The following is a 25,045-nucleotide window of genomic DNA, read 5'->3' on the forward strand; positions in this document are numbered from 1 at the left end:
CGGATCAGCGCTCCGCGGAACCGTCGGCCGCGCCGTCCGTTCCGCCGTCCGCGCCGGGTGCGTCCGGCTCCCCGGACCTCAGCTCCATCCACACCGTCTTCCCGCGGCCGTGCGGTGAACTGCCCCAGGTGCTCGCCAGGCTGTCGACGATGACCAGCCCGCGGCCGTGCTCGGCCTGCGCCTGCTCGTCCTCGTCGGAGACCGACATGGCCGAGGGCAGCGGCGGATGGGCGTCGGAGTCGCGGACCTCCAGCCGGACCCGGTCGTCGTACTCGCGCATCCGCACGTCGACGTCGCTGTCGGCGTGGATGAGGGCGTTGGTGACGGCCTCCGAGGTGATCATCTCCAGCGCCTCGGAGATCTCCGGGGTGTCCCACCGCTCCAGGCAGGTGCGGACGAACCTGCGGGCGTCGGCGACTCCGCGCAGGTCGTGGCGGGGGATCTCCAGCTGCTCGATCCGCCGGCTGGCGCCCGCGACGGCGCCTTCGTACCGCGCCAGCAGCAGGGCCAGGTCGTCACGGCCGTCGGCCGCCGCGGCCACCAGGCCGTCGGCGAGCTCCTCCAGGTCGCCGTCGGCGGACGCGAGCAGGCGCAGGGCGGCCGCCGGGACGTCGCCGGTGCCGGGCACGTGGATGCCGTCGGTGTAGAACATCAGGGTGGCGCCCGGCGGCAGGACCGTGGAGGAGTTCGTGCCGGACGCCGGAGTGATGCCCAGGGGCGCGCCGGCGACGACGTCGAGGGGCTCCAGCCGCCCGTCGCAGTGGCGCAGCAGCGGCGCGGGATGCCCGGCGCGCGCGGTCTCCAGGACCCCGTCCTCGACGTTGAGGAAGGCGATGCAGCAGCTGGCGATCAGCTCGGTGTCGAGATCGCCGAGCAGCCGCCCGGCCCGCCCGAGGACGGCGGCCGGATCGTGGCCCTCCTGGGCGTACGCCATGACCGCCGTGCGCAGCTGGCCCATGACGATCGCGCTGTCGGTGCTGTGCCCCTCCACGTCGCCGACGATCAGGCCGATCCTGCCGTCGGGCAGCTCCAGCACGTCGTACCAGTCACCGCCCAGACCGGTGTCGGTGCGCGCCGGGACGTAGCGGGCGGTGGTCACGACGCCGGGCAGCGCGGTCAGCGCCCGCGGCAGCAGCGTCCGCTGCAGGCTCTCCGCCAGCACGTGCTCATACGCCCCGAGCCGGGCCCGCTCCACCGCGCTGGCGAGCAGGTCCGCGAGCATCATCAGGGCGGCCTGCTCCTCGATGTCGAGGGCCCGCTCCTGCGCGAAGGAGAGGCAGCACACGCCCACCGCGCGGCCGCCGACGCTCAGCGGCAGGAACGCCCAGCCGTTCTGTGTGGGGTCGCCGTCGAAGGCGCCGGGGTAGCGGCGGCGCAGTTCGGCGCGGTCGGCGAAGAACCGCGGGAAGTGGGTGAGCGCCGCGTCCGCCCACGCCGTGCCGGGCGTCAGCGCGGCGCCGTGCAGTTCGCGGACGACACCGGAGGGCGCGGCGACGCTCCCGGTGATCCACAGCCGCCCGTCGGTGATCTGCCCGACGACGGCGCACTGCGCCCCGAAGGGCCTCATGATGCGCTCGGCCACCGCGGACGTGATCTCGGCCAGCCCCGTCACCCTGGTGAGCCCGGTGCTGAGCTTGTGGACCTGGTACATCAGCGAGAGCCCGCCCGAAGCGTCCACGCCCGCCACGCCCCAGTCCCGTGCGGCGCCCGCCGTGCCCGCGTCCCCGCGCGAGGAGGTCGGCACCAGGAGCGTGGTCGGGCCCGTCACGATCGCCGTTCCCCGTGCCGCAAGGACGTCCAGCCGGTCGGTGAGCCGCTCGCCGACCGCGCGCAGCCGCGCGCGCCGCGCGGGGCTCAGCGGCCACTCGTCGCCCGGCGCCGACAGCCGGACCAGGGTCAGCGCGCCGTAGCGGCGGTCCTCCCGCACCAGGGGCACGGAGGCCGCCGAGTACGGGAAGGGGATGACGTGGGCGAAGGTCGGGTCGCCGGGCTCCGGTGTGGGCTCGCCCACCACCGTCAGCTCACCGGTGCGCCAAGCCGCCGCGGAGGCGTGCGGGGCGTCGGTGGACATGCTGTCGGGCATGCCGAAGACGAAGGGGACGGAGCCCTGGATGACGGCTGCCCTCAGCCGGGTGCCGCCGGGCTCGGCGAGGTAGACGATGCCCGCCACGGCGTCCGCCGCGGTGACGCACTCCGCGAGCGGCGGCAGGAGCACCTCGGGCAGCCCTTCCTCCATGTCGGCCGCGCTGCCCCGCGGCTCCACTCGGTCGTTCGGAAGGTTTCTCATAGGCCGGGCGCCTTCCGCCCGGGGCGGACGCGCTCCGGCCCGCACCGCGCCGCTGACGTCGCGGATGAGCCGGTGGCCGCCCGGGTAGGGGGGTGGGCCGCCCCGCACGGGTGCGGGGCCGAGACCATCCGAGCGTACCTCCGTGGGGCGGAGGGCGCCGCGCGGAGAAGGCGGTCGCCTCGTACGCGCGCTCCGCCCACAGCGCCAGGTCGCGGGCCGGCGCGCGCGGGGTGAGGACGGGAGGGAGGTGGTCACGGCGGAGGCAGCCGTCTCCGCGGAGCGGCGGCGGGCGGGCCGGGACCGGGTGGGCGTCTCGGGGCGGTCCCGGCCGGTCCCGGGTCGCGCGCCGCGGCTCAGGCTTCCTTCGCCACCGGGCCGGTCGTCCTGCCCTCCGCGTTGCGGCGGGTCTTCGCCCAGCCGTTCCTGCCGGTGACGATGCGGGCGACCGCCCGCCAGGACACCACGTAGAGCGAGAGCAGGTAGAAGGGGTAGGCCAGGCCCCAGCCGATGGACTGCCAGAAGCCGCTGTCGCGCTCGCACTTGCCCCGGTAGATCGGTCCCCACACCACGAACTGGCCGACGGTCATGACGAGATAGGCCGCGATGCCGATCCAGCCGCCCGAGGCGAGGTAGTGCGCGGCCGCGTGCGGATGGCGGGCGTAGGAGGTGGCCAGGACCATCAGCGGCACCGGGTAGAGCAGGGCGCCGATCAGCTGGAGCCACGGCTGGGCGAGGAAGAAGGACAGTTCGAGGAAGCCGGTGTTGGGGATGCGGTCGGAGCGCCAGATCCTGACGATGTAGGTGAAGCACTGCATGACCCCCTGCGCCCAGCGGGTGCGCTGGGTCAGGAAGCGGCGCGGGTCGTACAGCGCCTCCTGCTCCACGTAGGTCTCGGCGCAGAAGCTGTTGATCCAGCCGGCCAGCAGCAGGTGCATGCCGAGTTCGAAGTCCTCCAGCAGCCGGCCCGTCCAGGGGCGGCCGCGTTCGGCGTTCAGATCGTCCAGGGCGGCCAGCCGGACGAACTGGCCGTTGCCGCCGAGGCAGACCGAGCGCGACGCCTTCCGTGCGTGCTGCAGCGCGGCGACCGGCGCACGGAACTCCAGGTCCTGCATGCGGATCAGCAGCCGGTCGGCGAAGTTCCGCAAGGCCCCGGCCTCGGGGTTCGGGTGGCGCTCGGTGCGGTTGAGCATGCGCACCTCGATCTGCACCCCGCCGACCTCCTGGCGTCCGAAGTACCGCCTGGCCGCCACGAAGTCGAGGCAGCCCGGCGCCGGCCGGCCGTCCGCGTCGAAGACGCCGACGATCACCCGGCGGCGGTCCGCCTGCGCGGGCAGCCACGCGCACAGCGCCCGGTAGGCGGCGTTGAGCGCCTCGCCCTTGCCCTGGCGGGCTTCCGGACGGCGCCGCTGCACCAGGTGGACCCCGGGATCGCGGATCGCGAACCGCCGGACGATGTCGCCGGTGCCGTCCTCGGAGTCGTCGTCGACGACCCACAGATGCGCGGTCGGGCAGGAGGCGCGCAGGTAGGCGAGGGTGTCGCCGATGACGGCCTCCTCGTCGCGGCAGGGGACGAAGAGGTGCCAGGCGTAGTCCTCGGCCTTGCCCGGCCGGCGCGTGCGGCGCACCAGGAGCGGGAGGACGAGGAGCAGCAGGTACGCCGGGAAGAGCACGCTGATGACGGCCGAGAACTCCGACAGCGCGTGCAGCAGGCCGGAGTCGTCCGGAGCGTCGGCGAGCAGCATGGTCACGGCCTTCCCTGGCGGTGCGCGGGGTGCGGTGCGGTGCGGTGCGGTGCAGTGCGGTGCGGGCTGAGCCGGCGTGGGCGGCGCGCGGGCCCCCTCAAGTGGCCGCCCGCGGCCGGCGGCGCTCGCCGTCGGCCGGGGGCGGCCTGCGCGTCAGCGCTTGGCGCGTGCCACGCGCGCGGACCGCATCATGAGCAGCCCGCCCATGATCAGCCCCAGCGACAGCACGGCCACCGCGATTCCGGGCAGTCCGAAACCGGTGTGGGCCAGTTGCGCGCCGGCCACCACGGTTCCGGTGGTCACCGCGCCCTTGCCCGCGTTTCCGTACATCCTCGTTCCCTCCCTTCCCTATGGTCCGGCACCGGTTCCGTCTCGCCCGGTGCCCGTCGGTGCCGCCGGCCTACGCCGCGCTGCCGAGCCGGCGGAGGGAGTCCGCCAGTTCCTCGGTGAGCCGGCAGATGCGCTCGGAGGCGGTGCCGTCCCCGTACGGTGAAGGCGTGTCGCGCAGTGCGGCCGCCGCCGAGGGGTCGGCCAGGACGCGCCGTCCCGCGTGCAGCAGCTGCGCGCCGGGCTCGACCAGCCGCGCGAAGCCCGCGTCGACGGCCTCCGGGCGCTCGGTGCTCGTGCGCACCACCAGGAGCGGCTTCTTCAGCACGGTGGTCTCCTCCTGCACGCCGCCGGAGTCCGAGACCAGCAGCCGGGCGCGTGCCGCGAGCCCCAGGAAGGTGCGGTGGTCGACCGGTTCGGCGAGCAGCAGCGGCGCGGCCGCCGCCTCCAGGCCGAACTCGGCGATCCTGCGCCGGGTCCTCGGGTGCAGCGGCAGCAGCACGGGCGGACCCAGAGCCGTCAGGGACTCCAGCAGGCGCGCGAGGCGCACCGGGTCGTCGGAGTTCTCCGGGCGGTGCACCGTGGCCAGGACGAAGTCGCCGGGCACCCCGTACCGCGCTGCCAGTCTCCGCTGCTCCCGCTCGTCCGGCAGCGAGCGGTGAACGGCCTCGACGACGGTGTTGCCGGTGAGGTGGATACGGCCGGCGTCGACGCCGGCGGCTCGCAGGTTGGCCACGGCGGTGGGCGTCGGCGCGCAGTGCAGGTCGGCCAGTGCGCCCACCACCTGGCGGTTGATCTCCTCCGGCATCTTCCGGTCGCCCGAGCGCAGCCCGGCCTCGACGTGGACGACGGGCACCCCGCAGTAGTGCGCCGCCTGGGCGCCCGCCGACGTGCTGTTGGTGTCGCCCTGGACGATCACCGCGGCCGGCGGGCGGGCGGTGAACTCCCTCGCCAGGGTGACGATCAGGCCGCCGATCTGGTGGCCGCGCCCCGCGCTGCCGCTGCCGGCGGCCAGGTGCACGTGCGGGCGCGGCAGGCCGAGGTCGGCCAGCACCGCGCCCGACATCTGCTGGTCGAAGTGCTGCCCGGTGTGCACCAGCCGGGCCCGTCCGGCGAGTTCGTGCGCGATGGCGGCGAGCTTGATGATCTCCGGCCGCGTGCCGAAGACCAGCGCTATGTCGTCCAACGGTCTTCCCCTGGTTCGTCCTGCCCGCTTCTGCCCGGTACCGCGTGCTGTCCCGGGCTGCTGCCGGTGCCGAACACCGTGAGACGCCGTCTGGGGAGCCGTGACCAGCGCACAGTAGACGGGCCGTGCGGGGTTTCCGTCATCGCCGATGGCCGTGTCATCGAATTGTGATGATCAGGTGAAGACGAACCACGCAAATAGGGACGGAGTGCGCGGGAGACGCCGGCGGAGCCGCTCGCCCGTCGCCTGTCAGCGGGTCGCCCGCGGCTGTCGCGCGGGAGGTCCGGAGCGTCGCGCGCGGCGATCGATGCGGCTGGGTTGCCCGGGGCGTATGGGGATATACGCAGGTGGAAGGGCCGGCCGGTCGGTCGGCGCGGCGGCGGGCGGTGGCGCGCGCCGCTCGCGTCCCTGAATTCCCAGCCGTCTCGCCCGGCTCATTACTGGAAACTTAAATCATCACATGTTCGTCACAGTGTGAAGCAAGCCGATCCACTCTTATAATCGGTCAAGTCCTCCTATAAGACGCGTACATACGTCTCGTCGCCGTCTCACGTGGCGGAGCGGCCGACGGCCTCAGCCGATCGCGTGGTCGCCGCGCCGACGATCGCGGCGACCCAGTCCCGGTCCGGCTGCCCCGCGATCCGCCGGTCCAGGGCCGCCCCGCGCAGCCGCTCCCACAGACCGGTCCGGGTCCAGGACGCGTACCGGCGGTGCGCCGTGGCCGCCGACACCCGGAACGAAGCGGGCAGTTGCCGCCACGCGCAGCCGTGCGTCAGGACGTAGACCACGGCGGTGAACGCCGCCCGCTCGTCCAGCGGCGCGCTCCCGCCGCCTTGGCGGCGCGGCTCGAAGCGGGGCAGCAGCGGCTCCACGACCGCCCACAGGGCGTCGGAAACCAGCCGCTGCGCCAGCGGATCCCCCTCGGACACCGTTACCTCGCAACCCCGGCCACATGAGACGCGGCCCCCATGTCGGACATCGGGAGATATTAAGCCATGACCATCGATCTTGACCACGCCGGGGGTCACCCCGGATGCTGACGCGGCCTGGTGGCAGTCGCTCAGGGGGGCGACGGGGGGAACGAGCCGTGTCCTGTTCCTGGAATGCGGCCGGGTTCTCACCACAGTCGTCCGTGCGGAGCATCCATGTCACTGCGCCTTCTTCGTCCTTCCGATGACCCGATAGCCCGGTCCGACGACGTCATGGTCGTCCACCCCGGCGCGCCGGTCGGGGAGGATCCCGCCCTCGGCGCCGTCGCGGTGGTGGGGCTCGGCTACGTCGGCCTGCCCACCGCGCTGGCCCTGCTGGCCGCCGGCAACGAGGTCATCGGGATCGACACCAGCGCCCACCGCCTCGACGCCATCCGCGGCGGGGACGTCGACCTGCTGCCCAGCGACCTGACCCGGCTGGCAGAACACACCGGCGACCCGCGCTTCACGCTCACCGACGACGCGTCGGCGATCGGCCGGGCCGACACCGTGCTGGTGTGCGTGCCCACCCCGGTTGACCGGCACCAGGTGCCCGACCTCACCGCGCTCACCGCGGCCTGCGCGGCCGTCGTGGCGCACGCGGTCCCCGGCCAGCTCCTCATGCTGACCTCCACGACGTACGTCGGCACCACCCGCGACCTGCTCGTGGCGCCGCTGACCGCGCGCGGGTTCACCGTGGGCGACGACATCTTCGTGGCGTTCTCCCCGGAGCGGATCGACCCCGGCAACGCCCACCACACGCAGGAGACCACCCCGCGGGTGGTCGGTGCCGCGGGCGCCGAGGCGGGCCGGCGGGCCGCCGCGCTGCTGATCCGCACGGCGCCGTCGATCCACCTGCTGCCGTCGCCCGAGGCGGCGGAGATGACCAAGCTGTGGGAGAACACCTTCCGCGCGGTCAACATCGCGCTCGCCAACGAGTTCGCGGAGAACTGCCGCACGCTCGGCATCGACCCGATCCCGGTGATCGAGGCCGCGGCGACCAAGCCGTACGGCTTCATGCCGTTCTACCCCGGCCCGGGGGTCGGCGGGCACTGCATCCCCTGCGACCCGCACTACCTGCTCTGGCAGCTGCGTGCCGAGCGCACCGCCTCCCCGCTGGTCGAGGCGGCCATGGCGGGCATCGCCGGCCGGCCCCGCCAGGTGGTCCGCCGGGTGCGGGAACTGCTCGGCGACCGCGGGCACGCGATCGCCGGCGCCCGTGTCCTGGTGGTCGGCGTCGCCTACAAGCCCGGGGTGGCCGACCTGCGGGAGTCGCCCGCGCTGGAGATCATCGAGGAACTCGCCGCGGAGGGCGCGGAGGTGAGCTTCACCGACCCCCTGGTGCCCACCGCGGTGATCGGCGGCGTGGTGCGGGAGAGCGTCACCGACCCGCACGCGCACGCCTGGGACCTGGTGCTGGTCCACACCGTCCAGCCGACCGCCGACCTGGGGTGGCTGGCCTCCCGGCACGACGTGCTGGACGCCACCTACCGGCTGGACACCGTCGCGGCGAAGGCGGTCCTGTGACCGACCCGCACCTCGGGGGCCCGCCACCCGGCACCCCCGACCGGCAGCAGCAGGCGGCCGACGAAGCGCCGTACGCCGACTGGCAGTTCGGCGCCGACCCGCTCTTCGCCCGCAACGACTTCCCCCATGAGTTCCCCCACGGCTTCCCGGCCGCCGACCCGCGGGCCGACGCAGCGCCGCGCGCCTACGACTGGTCGCCGTCCGCGGGCCACGACCTGCCGGCGGAACCGGCGTACGAGTGGCCGGCCTCCACGCCTGCGGCGGAGCCGGCGTACGACCTGCCCTACGGGCACCCCCCGCAGGGCGGTCCGGGAACCCGCACCGCGCGGCAGGAGCACGCGGCGGCCACCGCCGTCCTCGAACCGCCCGCCGCACGGCGGGCCCCGCGCCCGCTGCCGCCGGTGCGCTCGGCCCGGGTCCGGCCGCACGGGCCGCTGCGCCGGGCGCTGGACCGGATGCACCCGGCGGTGCGGCACGGCGTACGGCGCGTGCTGACGCTGCTGTGCCTGCTGCCGCTGCTGCTGATCCTCGCCCGCGAGGCCCCGCGGCTGCTGCAGAGCCCGCTGATCCTCGGCTACGGCTTCACCGTGCTGGTCGGCACGATCGCCATGCTCTTCATCGCCTACAGCCGCTACGACGACCCGTCGCAGCGGATGCTGCGCCGCCGTCCGCGCGACCTGGCCTCCTTCCCGGCCCTGCCGCCCGTCCCGCGGGTGAGCTTCCTGCTGGCGGTCAAGGACGAGGCCGAGTGCATCGAGGACTGCGTCCGCTCGATGGCCGAGAGCGACTACCCCGACCTGCAGATCATCGTGGTCGACGACATGTCGGTGGACGGCACCCGGGAGATCCTCCAGCGGTTGTCGACCGAACTCGGCATCACCGTGATCAACCTGGACAAGAACCTCGGCAAGAAGCACGCCCTGGTCCGGGCCTGCGAGATCGCCGACGGCGACGTCCTCGCCTTCACCGACTCCGACTGCATCATGGCGCCCGACGCGCTGCGGCTGTGCGTGCAGTCCCTCGTGGACCACCCCGAGCTCGGCGCGGTCAGCGGCCACTGCCGCGCGCTGAACGTCGGCGCCTCGATCTTCACCAAGGCCCAGGACGTCTGGTACGAGGGGCAGTTCCGGGTCGCGAAGGCGGCCGAGTCCACCTTCGGCTCGGTCTCCTGCGTCTCCGGCCCGCTCGCCGTCTTCCGCCGGGACGCCGTCTACAACTACATGCCCGCCTGGGCCGGCGACCGCTTCCTCGGCGCCCCCTTCCGCTTCGCCACCGACCGCCAGCTCACCGGTTACGTGCTCGGGCAGCACTGGCGCGGCAAGGCGCTGAAGCGGCGCTACGCCGACTCCCCGTTCGTCACCGCGCAGGACTACCCCGAGCGCAAGTGGCGGATCGGCTACGTGCAGGCGGCCAAGGTGTGGACCAACGTCCCCGAGCACTTCCGGCCGTTCATGAAGCAGCAGATCCGCTGGAAGAAGAGCTTCATCCGGAACATGTTCTTCACCGGGTCGTTCATGTGGCGGCGCGGGCCGGGTCCCGCCTGCCTGTACTACGGGCACGCCCTGTGGGTGGTGGCGGCGCCGTTCATGGCCTTCCGGCACATCATCTGGGCCCCGCTGCACGGCGCGGCGTTCCTGACCCTGCTGTACCTGTGCGGGGTGGTGCTCAAGGGCTGCGTGTGGGGTCTGGCCTTCAAGATCGACAACCCGGGCGACGCGCGCTGGCGCTACCGCCCGGTGATGAGCCTGCTGTCGGCGCTGCTGCTGGCCTGGCTGCTGCCCTACTCCCTCGCCACCATCCGGCGGGGTGTCTGGTCGAGGACGCTGTGACGCCGAGGAGGCCGTGATGAAGAACCTCGTACGCGGGACCGGCCGCCTGGTCGCCGCCCTGCTGTCCGCCGCCGTGGTGTGCGGCGTGTACGCCGTCGTCCTCTCCCGGGGGAGCATCCTGCCGTGACGTCGCTGACCTCCGTCGCCACCCGCCGCCCGCACCGGGGGCGGGGCGCCGGGCACTGGCCGGTGCGCGTGCTGCTGGTGGCACTCGCGCTGGCGGTGATCGCGCTGCCCTTCTACGCCGCAGCCGAGTACTACCAGTACCAGAAGTACATGAGCCCGCAGTCGGCGCTGCCCGCCGAGCACCTCAGCGGCGCCGAGGTCGCCGCGTGGACGCGGTCGGCCAAGGAGCTGCCGGCCACCGGTGCGCCGGTGGTGCTGACCTACCACGACATCAGCCCGCACAGCAGCAGCCCCTACGTCGTCACCCCGGCGGCCTTCGACGCGCAGCTCGCCGCGCTGGAGAAGGCCGGCTACCGCACGCTGACCGCCGAGGAGTTCGCCACCTACCTGCGCGGCGGGGTCGCCCCGCCGCGGTCGGTGCTGATCACCTTCGACGACGGCACCAACGGCCTGTGGGTGTACGGCGACCGCATCCTCGCGCGGCACCACATGCACGCCACGTCGTTCCTGATCACCGGGCGGGTGGACCACGACCGGCCGTACTACCTGACCTGGCACGAGATCAAGCGGATGGCGGACTCGGGGCGGTGGGACTTCCAGGACCACACCCAGGACTCGCACCGGCGCGAACCGGTGGACGCCGCCGGCCACCTCGGCTCCATGCTCGCCAACCGGCTGTGGCTGCCCGAGCAGCACCGGTTGGAGACCGTGACGGAGTACGAGGCCCGGGTCGAGCGCGACATCTCCGGATCGGTCCACGACATCACCGGCCACGGACTGCCCAAGCCGCTGCTGTTCGCCTTCCCGTTCTCCGAGGCGACCGACCGCGCCAACGTCAGCGCACCCGCGCTGACCGCCCAGCAGATGCTGGAGAAGCACTTCCTGGCCACGATGTCGGACGTCTCCAGCCGGCCGCTCACCGCCAGCCGCAGGGCCGCGGCCGCGCACACCGTCCAGCGCCTCGAAGTGCTCAAGAGCACCACCCCCGGCCAGCTGCTCGACCGCATCGCGGCCTGGCTGCAGGTGCCGCCCAGCGCCGCGGACCCGCTCTCGACCCCGACCCAGTGGGTGAACAGCGACCGCAAGCAGGCGACCAGCCTCGACGCCTTCACCGGCCGGGTCACGCCGGCGGCGGGCGCCCAGTACGTGGCGGCCGACTACCGCCCGCTCAACAGCCTTGACTGGACCGGCTACCGGGTCACCGCGACGCTCAACAGCCTCGGCAACGGCACCAACCAGGGCGCGGTCACGGTCAGGACCGGCAGCCTGGAGGCGGTGACCGTCAGCGTCAGCCAGGGCACCCTCAGCCTGCTGATCGGCGACCGGCGGGTGGCCGCCAAGTCCATGCCGGCGGCGCCCACGCACAGCCTCAGCGTCACCGTGAGCGGGAAGACGACCACCGCCACGGTGGACGACACCCACACGGTCAGGTGGACGTCGAAGCTGACCGGCGCCGACCTCACCGGCGGCGTCGGCATCCGGGTGGGCATCAACCGCAGGACGGCGGACTGGCCCTCCTTCGCGTCGCTGCGCATCGCCCCCGCGCAGAGCGACGCGGCGACGACCTGGCCGCGGAGCGCCTCCGGGCAGCAGCCGGTGTCGGACGCCGCGCTGCTGGACCCGGCGGGCACCTGGCTGAGCGCCCCGGGCGTCGCCGCCCCGTTGCGGGTCTCGGACAGCGGCATCGAGCCGCGCAACGGGCTCGACCTGTCCGCGTACGGCGCCTACGAGCCGGACCGGACCGGCGGCTGGACCGGGTACACGGTCAGCGCGACGGTCGGCCGGCTCACCGGCGACGGCGTCAGCGGCGCGGTGTGGGTGCGGGTGGGCAGCCCGCTGGCGATCAGCGTGCAGGTGGCGCGCGACCGGTTGCAGGTCTTCTCCGGCGACGCCGACGAGCAGCAACTCGTCGGCGAGCGGACCCTGCCGGAGGGCTCCGCGCACCGGCTGGCGGTCGAGGTGACCGGCAGCTCGACGGTGATCACCGTCGACGGGCAGCGCAGGATGACGCTGCTGGCCAAGGGGGAGACCGGCGGTGTCGCCTTCTCCGCCTACCGCGACCTGACCCGTCGCAGCTGGCCGGAGCTGACCGACGCGACCGTGTCCGAGAGCGTCTGAGATGGCGCCGGCGGACGTCCCCCGGCCGGACACGGACGGCCCCGGCGCCCGGCGGGCAGCGGCCGCGCGCCGGCCGCTGCCCAGGCGGCTGCTGTTCGCGGCCGGCGGCGTCCTCGCGGTGGCCGGGGGCGGCGCGGCCGTGCTCGGCCTGCGGGGACGCGGCGGCGGGGACCGCGACGACCCGCAGGCGCCGCCCTTCAGCGCGCAGTTCGGCGACTCCGGCCTGGTCACCAACGAGTACGCGTACCGCCATCCCGGCGCCGCCGGAGCCCGGGTCGACGCGGACTGGTCGGTGACCAGCGGCTCGCTCTTCGCCCGCGACGGCGACGGCTGGACCGGCCGGCCCGACACCGGCGAGACCGGCACCGACTCGCGGTCCGCCACCGACTCGGCGGTCTTCCGGCTGGTGACGCGCCGCCGCGACTTCGCCGACGTGACGGTGCGCAGCGCGATCCTGCTGCACCGGCCCGTCAGCACCCCGCGCACCCCGCGCCAGGACTACGACGGCGGTCACATCTGGCTGCGCTACCACAGCCCCGAGGAGCTCTACGCGCTCAGCTTCCGCCGCCGGGACGGCGTGGTCGTCATCAAGCGGAAGGTCCCGGCGAGCGACGCGGCCGCGGCGAACGGCGGTGACTACACCACCGTGGAGGAGGCCAGGCACGCCTTCTCCTACGACGCGTGGCACACCGTCACGGCCACCGCCCGCAACGAACAGCACGGCGTCCGGCTGCGGTTGGAGATCGACCGCCGGACGGTGCTCAGCACACTGGACACCTCGCCGGGCCCGCTGCGCCGCCCGGGCGGCGTCGGCCTGCGGGCGGACAACACCGAGCTGCTCTTCCGCGCCTTCACGGCCACGGCGGCGTCCTGAGCGGCGGTCCGCCGGACGCGGTCGAAGGCGGGGGACCCGCACCCCCGTCGGGTCAGCGTCCGCCCCGGCGGACGCCTTCGAGCACCAGCGTGACGTGTCGGCGCCAGTCGCCGGTGCCGCTCATGTTGGCCATGGCGCCGCGGGTGATGAGGACGAAGTCCGCGGCGTGGAAGTCCGCACGGAGGCGACCCGCGTCGACGGCGCGCAGCACGATGCGTTCGGTGATCGCCGAGAAGTCCGTCTTCTCGGCGGCGATGTCGTTCCAGCGCGGCTCCTGCGGGCCGAGGAGCGCGAAGCGGAAGGCGGCGTCGGCCGCCACGGACTCCAGGTAGCCGTACAGCAGCGTCTCGAACGCCGTCCAGGGGTCCTCGGTCGCGTCGGCGGCGCGGGCGACCGCGGTCATCGCCTCGAACCTGCGGCCGATGATCGCCGCGAGCAGCGCCTGCTTGTCGGCGAAGTGCCGGTAGAGGGTGCCGACGCCCAAGCCGGCGCGCTCGGCGATCTCGTCCATCTGCACGGCGTCGCCGCGCCGGGCGAACAGCTCGCCGGCGGCGTCGAGGACGGCCTCGCGGTTGCGCCGGGCGTCGGCGCGCAGCGGGCGCTCGGGTGCGGTCATGGTGGCACCACTGTAGTTGACGGTGCGCGGTGCCCGCCGTAGATTCGGAACCGGAGTTCAGGTTCATGTTATGGGGAGATCCGATGATCGTCGTCACCACACCGACAGGACAGATCGGCGGCCGGCTGGTCCGGCAGCTGCTCGATCAGGGCGAGGAGGTCCGGGTCGTCGTCCGGGACGCCTCGCGCCTGGACGGCCCGGTCCGCGAACGGGTCGAAGCCGTCACCGGCTCGCACGACGATCCGGCCGTGCTCGACCGGGCGCTGCCCGGCGCCGAGGCGCTGTTCTGGCTCGTCCCGCCGAACCCCGCGGCGCCGAGCGCCGAGACGCACTATCTCCGCTTCGCCCGGGCGGGCGCCGACGCCGTCGCCCGTCACGGCGTCGGCCACGTCGTCGGGGTCTCCAGCGCCGGGCACGGCTGGCCGGCCCCGGCCGGAGTCCTCTCGGCGGCCTTCGCCATGGACGCCGAACTCGGTGCGTCCGGCGCCGCCTACCGGGCCCTGTCCATGCCCTTCTACATGGAGAACCTCCTGCGGCAGCTCGACGCCATCCGCGAGCAGGGCGTGTTCACCCTGACCTGCGCGGGCGACCTGCCGCTCGCGTCGATCGCGACGCGGGACATCGCCGCCGCCGCCGCGGTCCTCCTCACCGATCCGTCCTGGACCGGGCAGCGGAACCTCCCGGTGTTCGGCCCCGACCGGCTGACCCCCGACGGCATGGCCGAGGTGATCGGCCAGGAACTCGGGCGTCCGGTCGCCTACCGCCGCACGAGCATCGAGGCGTACGCGTCGCTGCTCCGCTCCCAGGGCGCGAGCGACCAGGCGGTCGAGGACCTGACCGAGGCGTTCGCCGCGCAGGATCGCGGCATCTACGACGAGGACTGGGGGAGCGCCGAGCCGGCGGCCACCGGCTTCCGGACCTGGTGCAGGGAGGTGCTCAAGCCCGCCGCGGACGCGCGGACGCCGTGAGGGGGGCCGGCTGCCGCTGGACCGGGTGGCGCGGGCCTCACCGTCACACGGACGCGGGGACGGAATGCGGCAGGGCCGTGCCGACGCCCTGATCCGGGCAGCGGCAGGACCGGCGGAGAATCGCGAACGCGACCGCGCATTATCTGCTGCCGCGAGTACAGAATCTCCGTCGGATCGGCTTCAGTCTTTTTGTCTCCGGCGGGTTGACAATCGACGGTTCCGACATAATCGACGGCAGCGTGCTATGGTTTCCAGGAGTTGCAGTTGTGGTTCCCAAAGACTTCAAGTGCCCTCGTCGCCCGTGTGCGGTGGGAGCGCTTTTGTATTTCCGGTGTTTTCCGGACGGGGTAATCATCGCGGCGACGCGGAGCCCGCGCAGTGCGGACTCCGGGCACTGCCCCTGAAGGAGAATGACATGGCATCTGGCACCGTGAAGTGGTTCAACGCGGAAAAGGGCTTCGGCTTCATCGAGCAGGACGGCGGCGGCGCTGACGTCTTCGCCCACTACTCGAACATCGCCGCCTCCGGCTTCCGCGAGCTCCAGGAAGGCCAGAAGGTGAACTTCGACGTCACCCAGGGCCAGAAGGGCCCGCAGGCGGAGAACATCGTTCCCGCCTGACGCTGACGCGTACAGCAGGCCGGGTCCCGCACCGTTCGGTGCGGGACCCGGCCTGCTGCTTTTTCCGGCGAGCACGGATTCCTTTATCAGAATCCGGAGTTGCCCGCCCCCCGGTTGACGGTGTAGCCCCCGGGGTTGTTGAGGCCGCCCGAGGCGGCCCCGCTGACGGTGGTGTTGCTGACCGTCATGCTCCCCGTGACGTTGTTGATGTCGAAACCGTACGTGCCGGCGCCGGTGATCGTGTCGTGGTCGAAGGACAGGTTGCTGATCGTGTGGCCGTAGCTGAGCAGGACGGCCTGGTAGGTGCTGTCCTTGATGGTGTTGCCGGTGACCTTCACCGGCTGGGTGATGTCGCCCTGGTTCGCCGCGTAGATCCACAGCGCGCCGATGTCGGTGGCCCAGTTGGAGTGGTAGGAGCCGGTGCGCAGCAGCAGGTTGTCCCGGACGGTGGTGGGTCCGGAGAAGTTCTGGCCGAAGTAGGTGCTGACCGTGATGCCCGAGCCGAAGGCGACCGTGTCGCTGACCGCGTTGCCGGCCACCGTGTTGCCGCCGCCGCCGTAGACGCCGATGCCGTTGGCCTGGATGGGGCTCTGCGAGGTGTTGTGCGAGACGGTGCAGTCGGTGACGTTGCCGCCCTCGGTGTCCAGGGCGATCGTGTCGTCGCCGGTGTTGCGCACCGAGGACTGCTCCACCGTGGAGCCCGAGGAGCCGCCGTGGAGGTGGACGCCGTCGGCGAAGACGTCGCGCACGCGCAGACCTGCCGCGTCCAGACCGGTGCCGGGCACCGCCCACAGGCCGACCTTGGTGTGCTCCATCCACACGTCGAGGATCAGCGACCCTGAGGTGAAGGCCCCTTCGATCGCGGCCGCGCCCTGGTCGTTGTTGCGGAAGGTCTGGTCACCGGAGACGGTCAGGTCGGCGATCTGGTTGCGGCCGCCGGTCGCGTACAGGCCGCCGGAGCCGTTCTCCGAGGTGGACTGGATCGTGGTGTACCACTGGCCGGCGCCGCGCAGCGAGACGTTGCTCAGCGAGACCCGGCCCGAGACGGAGTAGGTGCCGGCGGGCAGCCACAGGCCCTGCCCGGTGCCGGAGAGCTGGCTGAGCGCGCTGTTCAGGGCCGAGGTGACGTCGCCGCCGCCGGGGGTGACGCCGTAGTTCGCCGCGGAGACGTAGCCGGCGGGCATCGCGTAGGCCGCGTCGACCTGCTCGGTGTCGACGGTGTCGAGGGTGAAGGTGCCGCCGGCGGTGCTGTCCTTCTGCAGCTTCAGCACGGTCCCGGCCGGCCAGGTCGCGGAGTTGCGGAAGCGGACCTCGTCGTAGAAGTGGTGGCCCGAGCCGTCGGCGGGGTTGTTGGTGTCGTAGTAGCCGGCGCCGTAGAGCCACGCGAACTTGTTGGTCAGCGTGAGGTCGGTGACCTTGGCGCCGCCGGCGTACAGGGCGAGCGGGGCGGTGGTGGGCGACCCGTTCGAGGTGTCGGGGATGGAGTAGCGCACGACCAGGGCGTTCGCCGGCTTGGCGAGGGTGACCTGGACGTACTTGCCCGTGCCGGCGAGCTGGACGGCGCTGCGGCCGGTGGCCTCGGAGCTGAGCGAGGGATAGGTGCGGCTGACCGGCAGCACCGTGCCGTTGGTGGCGGCGTCGGCCGCCCGGTACTCGGTGTACGGCGCGGTCGCGCCCTGGGCGGCGAGCGCAGTGCCGCCGGCGACCGACACGCCGTCGACGGCGACGTTGCCGCTGTCGCCCGCGTCGTGCTGCAGGCCGATCAGGTTCAGGCCCGAGCGCAGCGCCACCGTCTTGGACACGGACAGCCAGCCGCCGCCCGCGGGCAGGCTGAGCTGCGCGTTCCTGACGCCGTTGAGGTAGAGGGAGAGCGTCTGGGTGGCGCCGGTGGAGTTGGCGTAGGCGACGGAGACGGCGTAGTTGCCGGCCGCCGGCACCGCGGTGTCCACCTGGGTCTGGGCGCCCTGGGCGGTGAATCCGCTGAGGTAGCCGCTGCCGGCGTAGCCGGAGATCGACGTGCCGACCGAGGGGCCGCCGGTGAAGAAGGCGGTCGCGGCGTCGTAGACCTGGCCGCCGGAGGGCGGGGACGTCGGCGGCGTGGTGGGCGGGGTCGTCGGCGGGGTGGTCGTCGTGGTGCCGACGGTGATGTCGTCGAGGTTGACGTTGCCGTTGTCGGTGCTGTCGAAGCGGTAGGCGACGGTGTTGCTCCCGGCCTTCAGCGTCAGGTTCTCGGTGGTGGTGCCCCAGGTGTTCCAGTCGGCGGTGGCGGGCAGTGAGGTGGTGACCGCCTTCGTGCCGTTGGCGTAGACGGACAGGGTGCGGGTGCTGCCCGTGCCGTTGGCGTAGCGCAGTGTGACCGGCGTGCTCCCGGCGGTGGCGGCGGTCACCGTGAAGGTGGTCGCGGCGGCGCCCTTGGCGGCGTCGGTGTAGCCGCCGACGAAGCCGCTGCCGGTGAAGCCGGTGTGGTCGGAGGCGACGACCGCCCCGCCGGACAGGGCGGCCGACTCGGCTTCGTACTGGCCGCTGGGCGGGGCCGGGGCGGCGGCGAGGGTGATGTCGTCGAGGTTGACGTTGCCGCTGTCGGTGCTGTCGAAGCGGTAGGCGACGGTGTTGCCGCCCGCTTTCAGCGCGACGGCGGTGGCGAGGGTGCTCCAGGTGTTCCAGTCGGCGGTGGCCGGCAGCGAGACCTGGGTGGTCCGCGCGCCGTTGACGTAGACGGAGAGGGTCTGCGTGGCGGTGGTGCCGTTGGCGTAGCGCAGGGTGGAGACGTACGCGCCGGCGGTGGCGGCGTTCACCGTGAAGGTGGTGGCGGCGGCGCCCTTGGCGGCGTCGGTGTAGCCGCCGACGAAGCCGCTGCCGGTGAAGCCGGTGTGGTCGGAGGCGACGACCGCACCGCCGGACAGGGCGGCCGACTCGGCTTCGTAGACGGTGCCGGCGGCCGCGGTGGCGTGCAGCGCGGTCCAGCCGACGAGGGCGGCCAGCAGGGCGAGCAGCGTGAGGACCGCGGCCGGCGCTGTTCTGGGCAGACGGGTACCCCGGGGGGATTCGGGCATGGGTGGGCTCCGCAGCAGGAGGGGGGTGCTTGAGTGAGCGGCACCGTAACGCCGCGTCAATCCCGGTGCAATGCGCGGGGCGATTCCGCGGAAGGCCGCGGTGCCGGCGCGGAATCCGGCTGTCGGCCCCCGTCCGCGGCCTGACCTGCGGGAAAGTTGGCGGCGGCAGGTCAGATCGACGACAGGCTGTGCATGTGTCGAAGCTTTCCCGTCGACTTCTTGCTCGGAATCCGCAAGCCCTCGGGGCCGGTGCGCGATCTTCGCCCGGCCGGCGCGCCACGGCCTCCTGGCGTTGCCGCCCGCCGGCTACTGCCCGGCGCCGGCGCCCGGCGCCGGTGCGGTGGAGTGTCGGACGACGAGTTCGGGTTCGTGGAGGAGTTCTTTGGGGGTGGGGTTGGTGCCGTGGATCTGGTTGGCGAGGAGGGTGACGGCGGCGCGGGACATGGCTTCGATGGGTTGGCGCAGGGTGGTGAGGGGTGGGTCGGTGTAGTTCATGAAGGCGGAGTCGTCGTAGCCGACGACGGACAGGTCGTGGGGGACGGTGAGTCCTTGGCGGCGTGCGGCTCGGATGGCGCCGAGGGCGAGGATGTCGCTGCCGCAGATGAGGGCGGTGATGCCGGTGGTGAGGAGTTCGGTGGCGACGGCTTGGCCGCCTTCGAAGGAGAAGAGGGCGTGGCCGATGGGGTGGGTGCTGGTTCCCGTGCCAGTCGCGGTGGTGTTGCCGGTGGTGGTGTTGCCGGTGGTGGTGTGGCGGGCGAGGGTGGTGAAGGCGGCGGCTTTGCGGCGGGAGGGGGTGTGGTCGGCGGGGCCGACCATGAGGCCGATGCGGGTGTGGCCCAGTGAGGTCAGGTGGGCGTAGGCCTGCTGGACCGCGGCCACGTCATCGGTCGACACCTGGGGAAAACCGCCGTGGTCCACGGCGGCGTTGAGCAGGACGACGGGGACGCCGCGCTCCTTCAGGGTCGCGCTCTCGTCGGGGGTGAGCCCGCCGCAGAAGATGACGCCGGAGACCTGCTGGTCCAGGAGCATCGTGACGTACTCCGCCTCGGTGAGGCCGCCGGCCGACCGGGTGCACAGCACCGGGGTGAAGCCGAGCTGGACCAGCGCGCCGCCGGCGACCTCGGCCAGCGCGGGGAAGATCGGGTTCTGCAACTCGGGCAGCACCAGGCCGACCAACCGCGCCCGCACCCCCCGCAGTTGCGTGGGCCGCTCGTAACCCAGCACGTCAAGTGCCGTCAGCACCGCCTGCCGGGTGCTGTCCGACACCCCCGGCTTGCCGTTCAGCACCCGGCTCACCGTCGCCTCGCTGACGCCCACCTTCTGGGCCACCTGCACGAGTTTGCGCACCATGAGCGCACTATATACGGCATCGCCCGTAGATTTTGTGCGCGATTCTTGCACTCGTTTCGCGATGTGCTGAAGAATACGTGTTGTTTTTGCGTAAATGTGCTTCCGTATTGCATGCCTGGTGAGGGCGACGTAACTTGTGCGTCACCTCGGGGAGCGGCCGCCCCTCCACCACCCCCATGACCAGGGACGATCCATGACCGGTTTCCCGGCGGGCAGCAGAGCCCGCATCTCCCTCATCGTCGCCACGACGGCAGCCCTCGCGCTCACCGCGAGCGCCTGCGGCGGCGGTTCGGGCCCATCGACATCCGCCGACGGCACCGTCACCGTCACGGTGAACGACATGCCTGCCAAGACCGACCCGGTGAACCGGAAGATCTTCCTGCAGGACGTGTCGGCCTTCGAGAAGCTCCACCCGAAGATCAAGGTGGTGCCGCACGAGGGCCAGATGGACCCGCAGACCTTCTCCACCAAGCTGGCCGGCGGCCAGCTGGAGAACGCCTTCTACGTCTACTACACCGACCCCGCGGGTCTGATCGCCAAGCACCAGGCGGCCGACATCTCCCCGTACCTGTCGCAGTTCCCTGCCGTGAACCAGGTCAAGCCGCAGCTCCGCAAGGTGTTCCAGGACGCGAGCGGCCACACCTACGGCCTGCCCGAGGGCAACTACTCGATGGGCCTGGTCTACAACCGCGCGCTGTTCCGGCAGGCCGGACTCGACCCGGCGAGCCCGCCGACCACGTGGGACGAGGTCCGCGCGGACGCGAAGAAGATCGCCGCTCTCGGCCACGGAGTCGTCGGGTACGGCGACTACAGCAAGTCCAACACCGGCGGCTGGCACTTCACCGCGGAGATGTACTCCCGCGGCGGCGACGTCGCCAAGCAGCAGCCGGACGGCTCCTGGAAGGCCGACTTCGACAACGCCACCGGCAAGGCGGTCCTCCGGCAGCTGCACGACATGCGCTGGACCGACGGCTCCATGGGGCAGCGGCAGCTGCTGGAGTGGGCCGACCTGCTGCAGATGATGGGCTCCGGCAAGCTCGGGATGTACCTCGCCACCTCCGACAACATCCCCACCATCGCCGCGCAGTACAAGGGCGACTCCAAGGACTACGGCCTCGGCCCGATCCCCGACGGCAAGGGCACGCTGGCCGGCGGCGGCGGGTTCATGTTCAACCCGAAGGACACCCCCGACCAGATCAAGGCCGCCATGGCCTGGGTGATGTTCAAGTACGAGAACCCCGACCGGATCGAGATGGGGGCCGCGCGCGCTTCCCAGGCCAAGCAGCCGGTCGGCCTGCCGGAGCCGAACATCTGGACCGGCGCCGCCGCGGACGCCAAGGCCGCCGCCGACAAGAAGCACGCGAACGTGCCGGTCGCCAACTACGCGCCCTTCGAGCAGTCCCTGCCCGGCATCCCGCTGGTGCTGGAGCCGCCGAAGGCCCAGCAGATCTACGCCGTGCTGGACACCGCCATGGCCAAGGTGCTCACCCAGAAGGGCGCGGACATCGACGCCCTGCTGTCGGACGCCTCCCAGCAGGTCGACTCCCTGCTCGCGGCGCAGTAGCCGCCCGCCCGGAAGACCACCCTGCACTGCCCGCGGGCCCGTCGTGCCTCCACCGGCCGGCCCGCGGGCGCCGAAGAAGGAGTTCCCCATGGCCACCTCTCTGGCCCCCCGCCGTCCCGGCCCCCCCGCGGCCCCGGCCCGCGACCGTCCGGGCACCCGCACGGCGCGGCACGCGCGGCTGCGCCGCCGGGTCGCCGACAACGCCCTGGCGTACGCCTTCATGGCGGCCGGCATCGTCTGCTTCGCGGTCTTCTCCTGGTATCCACTGGTCCGGGGCATCATCCTGAGCTTCCAGCAGGACAACCTGATCACCGCGCCGCAGTGGGTGGGCCTGGGCAACTACCGCCATCTGTTCGCCGATCCGCTGTTCTGGACCGCGTGGAAGAACACCGCGGAGTTCACCGGCCTCGCCCTGCTCCTGGGCTACGCCGTGCCGTTCGCCATCGCCGTGCTGCTCAACGAACTGCGGCACTTCAAGGCGTACTTCCGCGTCGCGGTGTACCTGCCGGTGATGCTGCCGCCGATCGTCAGCGTGATGCTGTGGCAGTTCTTCTACGACCCCGGTGACGGCCTGTTCAACACCGCGCTGCGCGGCGCCCACCTGCCCACCTCGCAGTGGATCCAGTCGCCGCACACCGCGATGATCTCGCTGGTGCTCGTCTCGACCTGGGCCAACATGGGCGGCGCGACCCTGATGTACCTGGCCGCCCTCCAGGCCATCCCCGGCGAACTGTTCGAGGCGGCGGAGCTGGACGGCGCCGGGATCTGGGCCCGGCTGCGGTACGTCACGCTCCCGCAGATGCGCTTCATCATGCTGGTCCTGCTGCTGCTCCAGATCATCTCGACCATGCAGGTCTTCATCGAGCCGTTCCAGCTCACCGGCTTCACCGACCCGTCGACCATCACCGTGATGACGCTGATCTACCGCTACGCCTTCGCCGTCAACAACGACTTCGGGCTCGCCGCGTCCATGAGCGTGCTGCTGTTCGCCGTGCTCGGCGTCTTCGCCGCGCTGTACCTGCGGCTGACCCGCGAGGCGGACTAGGACGGCGCGCCGAGGACCGCAGGCGACCAGCGAGGACCGCCGGCGCCCGCCGAGCACCGACCGAGGACCACCGAGGACCACCGAGGACACTCCCATGACCGAACCCGCGTCCGCCGCGCCGGCGCCCCGCAGCCTGATCTCCGACCAGGAGCTGGCCAGGCCCCGCTACCGCGCCGTCTACTTCGCCGTACTGACCGCCACCACCGTGCTGTTCGCCGCGGCCTTCCTCTTCCCCTTGTACTGGATGGCGAGTTCGGCGCTGGAGACCCCGCGCGAGTTCGCCGCGCAGACCCCGACGCTGATGCCGAAGTCCGTGCACCTGACCGCGTACCGCGACGCGTGGACCCAGATGGACATCGCGCACTTCTTCCTCAACACCGTCTGGTACGCGGCCGGCGGCTGGCTGATCCAGATCTCGGTGGACGTGTGCGCCGCCTACGCGCTGTCCAAGCTGCGGCCGGTGTTCGGCAAGGCGGTCTTCGCCGGGATGCTGGCCAGCCTGATGCTGCCCGCCGCGGCCCTGCTGGTGCCGGCCTACCTGACCGTCTCCGACCTGCCGCTGCTCCACCTCAACCTGCTGAACACCCCCTGGGCGCTGTGGCTTCCGGGAGCGGCGAACGCCTTCAACATCTACGTGCTGCGGCGGTTCTTCGACCAGATCCCCGGCGAACTCCTCGACGCCGCCAGCATCGACGGCGCCTCCCGGCTGCAGACCCTGCTGCGGGTGGTGCTGCCGCTGTCGCGCCCGGTGCTCTCGGTGATCTCCATCTTCGCGGTGGTGGGGATGTGGAAGGACTTCCTGTGGCCGCTGCTGGTGCTCCAGGACCCCGACAAGCAGACCCTGTCGGTGGCGCTGCACCGGCTGTCGACCTCGACCACGCAGGTCCCGCCGACCGAGATGATCGCCGGCCTGTCGATCGCCGCGGTGCCGATGATCGTGCTCTTCCTCTTCTTCCAGCGGCACATCCTCGGCGGCCTCTCCGCCGGCGCCCTCAAGGGCTGATCCGGCCGCGACCGCCCGCACCGCGCGCGCCGGCCGTCCGCCTGTTCCACCCGTTCGCCCCTTCCCGCTCGCGCCCCCGCGCGACCCTCTCCCACCACACAAGGAGCCCGCCCCCGTGGCCGATCAGCACGTCGCAGCCGAACACGCCGCATGGTGGCGTGACGCCGTCATCTACCAGGTCTACCCGCGCTCCTTCGCCGACGGCGACGGCGACGGGATCGGCGACCTGACCGGCGTCCGTGACCGCCTGCCCTATCTGGCCGACCTCGGCGTGAGCGCCCTGTGGTTCAGCCCCTGGTACGCCTCCCCGCAGGCCGACGCCGGATACGACGTCGCCGACTACCGCCGTATCGACCCCGCCTTCGGCACCCTGGAGCAGGCCGAGGCGCTCATCGCCGAGGCCCACGCGCTGGGCTTGAAGATCATCGTCGACGTGGTGCCGAACCACGTCTCCGACCGGCACGCCTGGTTCCAGGAGGCGCTGGCCGCGCGCCCCGGCGCCGAGGTCCGCGACCTGTTCTGGTTCCGCGCCGGCCGCGGCCCGGACGGCGCACTGCCCCCGAACGACTGGCAGTCGGTGTTCGGAGGACCGGCCTGGACCCGTACGCGCAACCCGGACGGCACCCCCGGCGAGTGGTACCTGCACCTGTTCGCTCCCGAGCAGCCCGACCTGAACTGGAACAACGCCAAGGTCCGCGAGGAGCACGAGAGCGTCCTGCGCTTCTGGTTCGACCGCGGCGCCGACGGGGTGCGGATCGACTCCGCGACGATGCCCGCCAAGGACCCCGACCTGCCCGACTTCGCCCCGGACGCGCCGCCGGCGCCGCACCCGTACATCGACCGCGACGAGGTGCACGAGATCTACCGCGCCTGGCGCGCGGTCGCTGACAGCTACCCCCGGCCGCGGGCGCTGATCGGCGAGGTGTGGCTCGCCGACCCGGAGCGGTTCGCGCACTACCTGCGGCCCGACGAGATGCACAGCGCCTTCAACTTCGACTACCTCAACTGCCCCTGGGACGCCGCGGCCCTGCGCCGCGTCATCGACGAGACGCTGGCCGCGCACGCCTCCGTCGGGGCGCCCGCCACCTGGGTGCTCTCCAACCACGACGTCACCCGGCACGTCACCCGCTACGGCCGGGCCGACACCTCCTTCGGGCTGTCGCTGCGACAGCACAACGCCCCCACCGACCTGGAGCTGGGCGCCCGCAGGGCGCGGGCCGCGCTGCTGCTCGACCTGGCGCTGCCCGGCGCCGTCTACCTCTACCAGGGCGAGGAGCTCGGCCTGTGGGAGGTCGAGGACATCCCCGACGCGCTCCGTCAGGACCCGATCTTCCACCGCACCGGCGGCACGGACATCGGCCGGGACGGCTGCCGGGTGCCGCTGCCCTGGTCGGGCGATGAGCCGCCGTTCGGGTTCAGCCCCGCGGACGCCTCCGCGCCGCCGTGGCTGCCCCAGCCGCCGCAGTGGGCCGCGCACACCGCGCAGGCCCAGGACGGGGAGCCCGGCTCCATGCTCACCTTCTACCGCGACGCCCTGCGCCTGCGCCGCGGCGAACCCGGCCTGGGCGGCGAGGACTTCCGCTGGCTGCCCGGAAACGCTCCCGGCGTCCTGGGCTTCGCCCGCGGTGACGGCTTCTTCTGCCTGGCGAACCTCTCCGGCGCCGCGGTGCCGCTGCCGGCCGGCGCGGACGTCGTCTTCGTCAGCGACCCCGACCCCGGCGCCGGAGCGGCCGCCGGCGAGCTGCCGGCCGACACGACAGCGTGGCTGCGGCAGCGCTGAGCGGCGCGGCGGCCGCCGCGGAGAAGCAGAAGAAGACATCGGGCTAGGGAGCGGACGGCGAGC

The 25,045-nt window shown here is 72.6% G+C and carries 18 protein-coding genes; 10 read left to right on the forward strand and 8 right to left on the reverse strand.

Annotation, left to right across the window (positions count from 1 at the left end; translation table 11 throughout):
* Positions 1-4 precede the first annotated feature (4 nt).
* From V2S66_RS13875 to V2S66_RS13895, 5 genes are all read right to left on the reverse strand, one after another.
* Positions 5-2,287 carry an ATP-binding SpoIIE family protein phosphatase gene (locus tag V2S66_RS13875; protein WP_330795144.1) on the reverse strand — a complete coding sequence of 761 codons (2,283 nt, stop codon included), beginning with the start codon at positions 2,285-2,287 and terminating at the stop codon, positions 5-7.
* 353 nt (positions 2,288-2,640) lie between these two features.
* Positions 2,641-4,029, reverse strand: coding sequence for a glycosyltransferase family 2 protein (locus V2S66_RS13880; protein ID WP_330795356.1), 1,389 nt, complete (start codon positions 4,027-4,029; stop codon positions 2,641-2,643).
* A gap of 153 nt (positions 4,030-4,182) precedes the next feature.
* The gene (locus V2S66_RS13885) at positions 4,183-4,359 is read right to left on the reverse strand and encodes a hypothetical protein (protein WP_330795146.1); all 177 of its coding nucleotides are present in this window, start codon (positions 4,357-4,359) and stop codon (positions 4,183-4,185) included.
* 70 nt (positions 4,360-4,429) lie between these two features.
* Positions 4,430-5,542: a non-hydrolyzing UDP-N-acetylglucosamine 2-epimerase gene (gene wecB / locus V2S66_RS13890; RefSeq protein ID WP_330795147.1), complete on the reverse strand. Its 1,113-nt coding sequence runs from the start codon at positions 5,540-5,542 to the stop codon at positions 4,430-4,432.
* A gap of 548 nt (positions 5,543-6,090) precedes the next feature.
* Positions 6,091-6,471: a transposase gene (locus V2S66_RS13895; protein ID WP_330795148.1), complete on the reverse strand. Its 381-nt coding sequence runs from the start codon at positions 6,469-6,471 to the stop codon at positions 6,091-6,093.
* A gap of 216 nt (positions 6,472-6,687) precedes the next feature.
* Here V2S66_RS13895 and V2S66_RS13900 point away from each other — a divergent pair, with 216 nt between their 5' ends.
* The 4 genes from V2S66_RS13900 to V2S66_RS13915 all read left to right on the forward strand — a co-directional run bounded on the left by V2S66_RS13900 (position 6,688) and on the right by V2S66_RS13915 (position 12,984).
* Positions 6,688-8,037, forward strand: coding sequence for a nucleotide sugar dehydrogenase (locus tag V2S66_RS13900; RefSeq protein ID WP_461949945.1), 1,350 nt, complete (start codon positions 6,688-6,690; stop codon positions 8,035-8,037).
* Positions 8,034-9,866, forward strand: coding sequence for a glycosyltransferase family 2 protein (locus V2S66_RS13905; RefSeq protein ID WP_330795149.1), 1,833 nt, complete (start codon positions 8,034-8,036; stop codon positions 9,864-9,866). Before V2S66_RS13900 ends, V2S66_RS13905 begins: the two co-directional genes overlap by 4 nt.
* A gap of 123 nt (positions 9,867-9,989) precedes the next feature.
* A complete protein-coding gene (locus V2S66_RS13910) occupies positions 9,990-12,110 on the forward strand; it encodes a polysaccharide deacetylase family protein (RefSeq protein ID WP_330795151.1) in 2,121 nt (706 codons plus the stop codon).
* 1 nt (position 12,111) lies between these two features.
* Positions 12,112-12,984 carry a hypothetical protein gene (locus tag V2S66_RS13915; RefSeq protein ID WP_330795153.1) on the forward strand — a complete coding sequence of 291 codons (873 nt, stop codon included), beginning with the start codon at positions 12,112-12,114 and terminating at the stop codon, positions 12,982-12,984.
* Between the two features lie 52 nt (positions 12,985-13,036).
* On the opposite strand, the gene V2S66_RS13920 is transcribed toward V2S66_RS13915, so the two are convergent.
* On the reverse strand, positions 13,037-13,600 hold the full coding sequence (locus V2S66_RS13920; protein ID WP_330795156.1) for a TetR/AcrR family transcriptional regulator: 564 nt from the start codon (positions 13,598-13,600) through the stop codon (positions 13,037-13,039).
* An 83-nt stretch (positions 13,601-13,683) separates the two neighbouring features.
* Between V2S66_RS13920 and V2S66_RS13925 the strand changes: the two genes are divergently transcribed.
* Both V2S66_RS13925 and V2S66_RS13930 read left to right on the forward strand, forming a co-directional pair.
* On the forward strand, positions 13,684-14,568 hold the full coding sequence (locus V2S66_RS13925) for an NAD(P)H-binding protein (RefSeq protein WP_330795158.1): 885 nt from the start codon (positions 13,684-13,686) through the stop codon (positions 14,566-14,568).
* 415 nt (positions 14,569-14,983) lie between these two features.
* Positions 14,984-15,187 (forward strand): cold-shock protein, encoded by a 204-nt coding sequence (locus V2S66_RS13930; RefSeq protein WP_033176054.1) that lies wholly within the window; start codon positions 14,984-14,986, stop codon positions 15,185-15,187.
* 86 nt (positions 15,188-15,273) lie between these two features.
* Here the strand turns inward: V2S66_RS13930 and V2S66_RS13935 are convergent, their stop codons facing one another.
* Both V2S66_RS13935 and V2S66_RS13940 read right to left on the reverse strand, forming a co-directional pair.
* Positions 15,274-18,240 carry a CBM35 domain-containing protein gene (locus V2S66_RS13935; protein WP_330795166.1) on the reverse strand — a complete coding sequence of 989 codons (2,967 nt, stop codon included), beginning with the start codon at positions 18,238-18,240 and terminating at the stop codon, positions 15,274-15,276.
* Positions 18,241-18,546: 306 nt separating this feature from the next.
* Complete coding sequence (locus tag V2S66_RS13940; protein ID WP_330795168.1) at positions 18,547-19,590, reverse strand: LacI family DNA-binding transcriptional regulator; 1,044 nt, start codon at positions 19,588-19,590, stop codon at positions 18,547-18,549.
* Between the two features lie 193 nt (positions 19,591-19,783).
* Here V2S66_RS13940 and V2S66_RS13945 point away from each other — a divergent pair, with 193 nt between their 5' ends.
* The 4 genes from V2S66_RS13945 (at position 19,784) to V2S66_RS13960 (ending at position 24,982) form a co-directional block, all read left to right on the forward strand.
* Positions 19,784-21,154 (forward strand): ABC transporter substrate-binding protein, encoded by a 1,371-nt coding sequence (locus V2S66_RS13945; protein WP_330795170.1) that lies wholly within the window; start codon positions 19,784-19,786, stop codon positions 21,152-21,154.
* Positions 21,155-21,242: 88 nt separating this feature from the next.
* Complete coding sequence (locus V2S66_RS13950) at positions 21,243-22,199, forward strand: carbohydrate ABC transporter permease (protein ID WP_330795172.1); 957 nt, start codon at positions 21,243-21,245, stop codon at positions 22,197-22,199.
* Positions 22,200-22,293: 94 nt separating this feature from the next.
* On the forward strand, positions 22,294-23,202 hold the full coding sequence (locus tag V2S66_RS13955) for a carbohydrate ABC transporter permease (RefSeq protein ID WP_330795174.1): 909 nt from the start codon (positions 22,294-22,296) through the stop codon (positions 23,200-23,202).
* 115 nt (positions 23,203-23,317) lie between these two features.
* Positions 23,318-24,982, forward strand: a complete 1,665-nt coding sequence (locus V2S66_RS13960) for a glycoside hydrolase family 13 protein (protein ID WP_330795176.1) — start codon at positions 23,318-23,320, stop codon at positions 24,980-24,982.
* Positions 24,983-25,045: the final 63 nt, after the last annotated feature.

This window comes from Actinacidiphila polyblastidii, from assembly GCF_036353415.1.
Lineage (GTDB): Bacteria > Actinomycetota > Actinomycetes > Streptomycetales > Streptomycetaceae > Actinacidiphila > Actinacidiphila polyblastidii.

Coding starts and splice junctions, on each gene's coding strand:
- V2S66_RS13940 (WP_330795168.1), bottom strand. CDS start 19,590: ATGGTGCGCAAACTCGTGCAGGTGGCCCAGAAGGTGGGCGTCAGCGAG.
- V2S66_RS13950 (WP_330795172.1), top strand. CDS start 21,243: ATGGCCACCTCTCTGGCCCCCCGCCGTCCCGGCCCCCCCGCGGCCCCG.
- V2S66_RS13885 (WP_330795146.1), bottom strand. CDS start 4,359: ATGTACGGAAACGCGGGCAAGGGCGCGGTGACCACCGGAACCGTGGTG.
- V2S66_RS13935 (WP_330795166.1), bottom strand. CDS start 18,240: ATGCCCGAATCCCCCCGGGGTACCCGTCTGCCCAGAACAGCGCCGGCC.
- V2S66_RS13920 (WP_330795156.1), bottom strand. CDS start 13,600: ATGACCGCACCCGAGCGCCCGCTGCGCGCCGACGCCCGGCGCAACCGC.
- V2S66_RS13925 (WP_330795158.1), top strand. CDS start 13,684: ATGATCGTCGTCACCACACCGACAGGACAGATCGGCGGCCGGCTGGTC.
- V2S66_RS13955 (WP_330795174.1), top strand. CDS start 22,294: ATGACCGAACCCGCGTCCGCCGCGCCGGCGCCCCGCAGCCTGATCTCC.
- V2S66_RS13930 (WP_033176054.1), top strand. CDS start 14,984: ATGGCATCTGGCACCGTGAAGTGGTTCAACGCGGAAAAGGGCTTCGGC.
- V2S66_RS13945 (WP_330795170.1), top strand. CDS start 19,784: ATGACCGGTTTCCCGGCGGGCAGCAGAGCCCGCATCTCCCTCATCGTC.
- V2S66_RS13875 (WP_330795144.1), bottom strand. CDS start 2,287: ATGAGAAACCTTCCGAACGACCGAGTGGAGCCGCGGGGCAGCGCGGCC.
- V2S66_RS13900 (WP_461949945.1), top strand. CDS start 6,688: ATGTCACTGCGCCTTCTTCGTCCTTCCGATGACCCGATAGCCCGGTCC.
- V2S66_RS13880 (WP_330795356.1), bottom strand. CDS start 4,029: ATGCTGCTCGCCGACGCTCCGGACGACTCCGGCCTGCTGCACGCGCTG.
- V2S66_RS13915 (WP_330795153.1), top strand. CDS start 12,112: ATGGCGCCGGCGGACGTCCCCCGGCCGGACACGGACGGCCCCGGCGCC.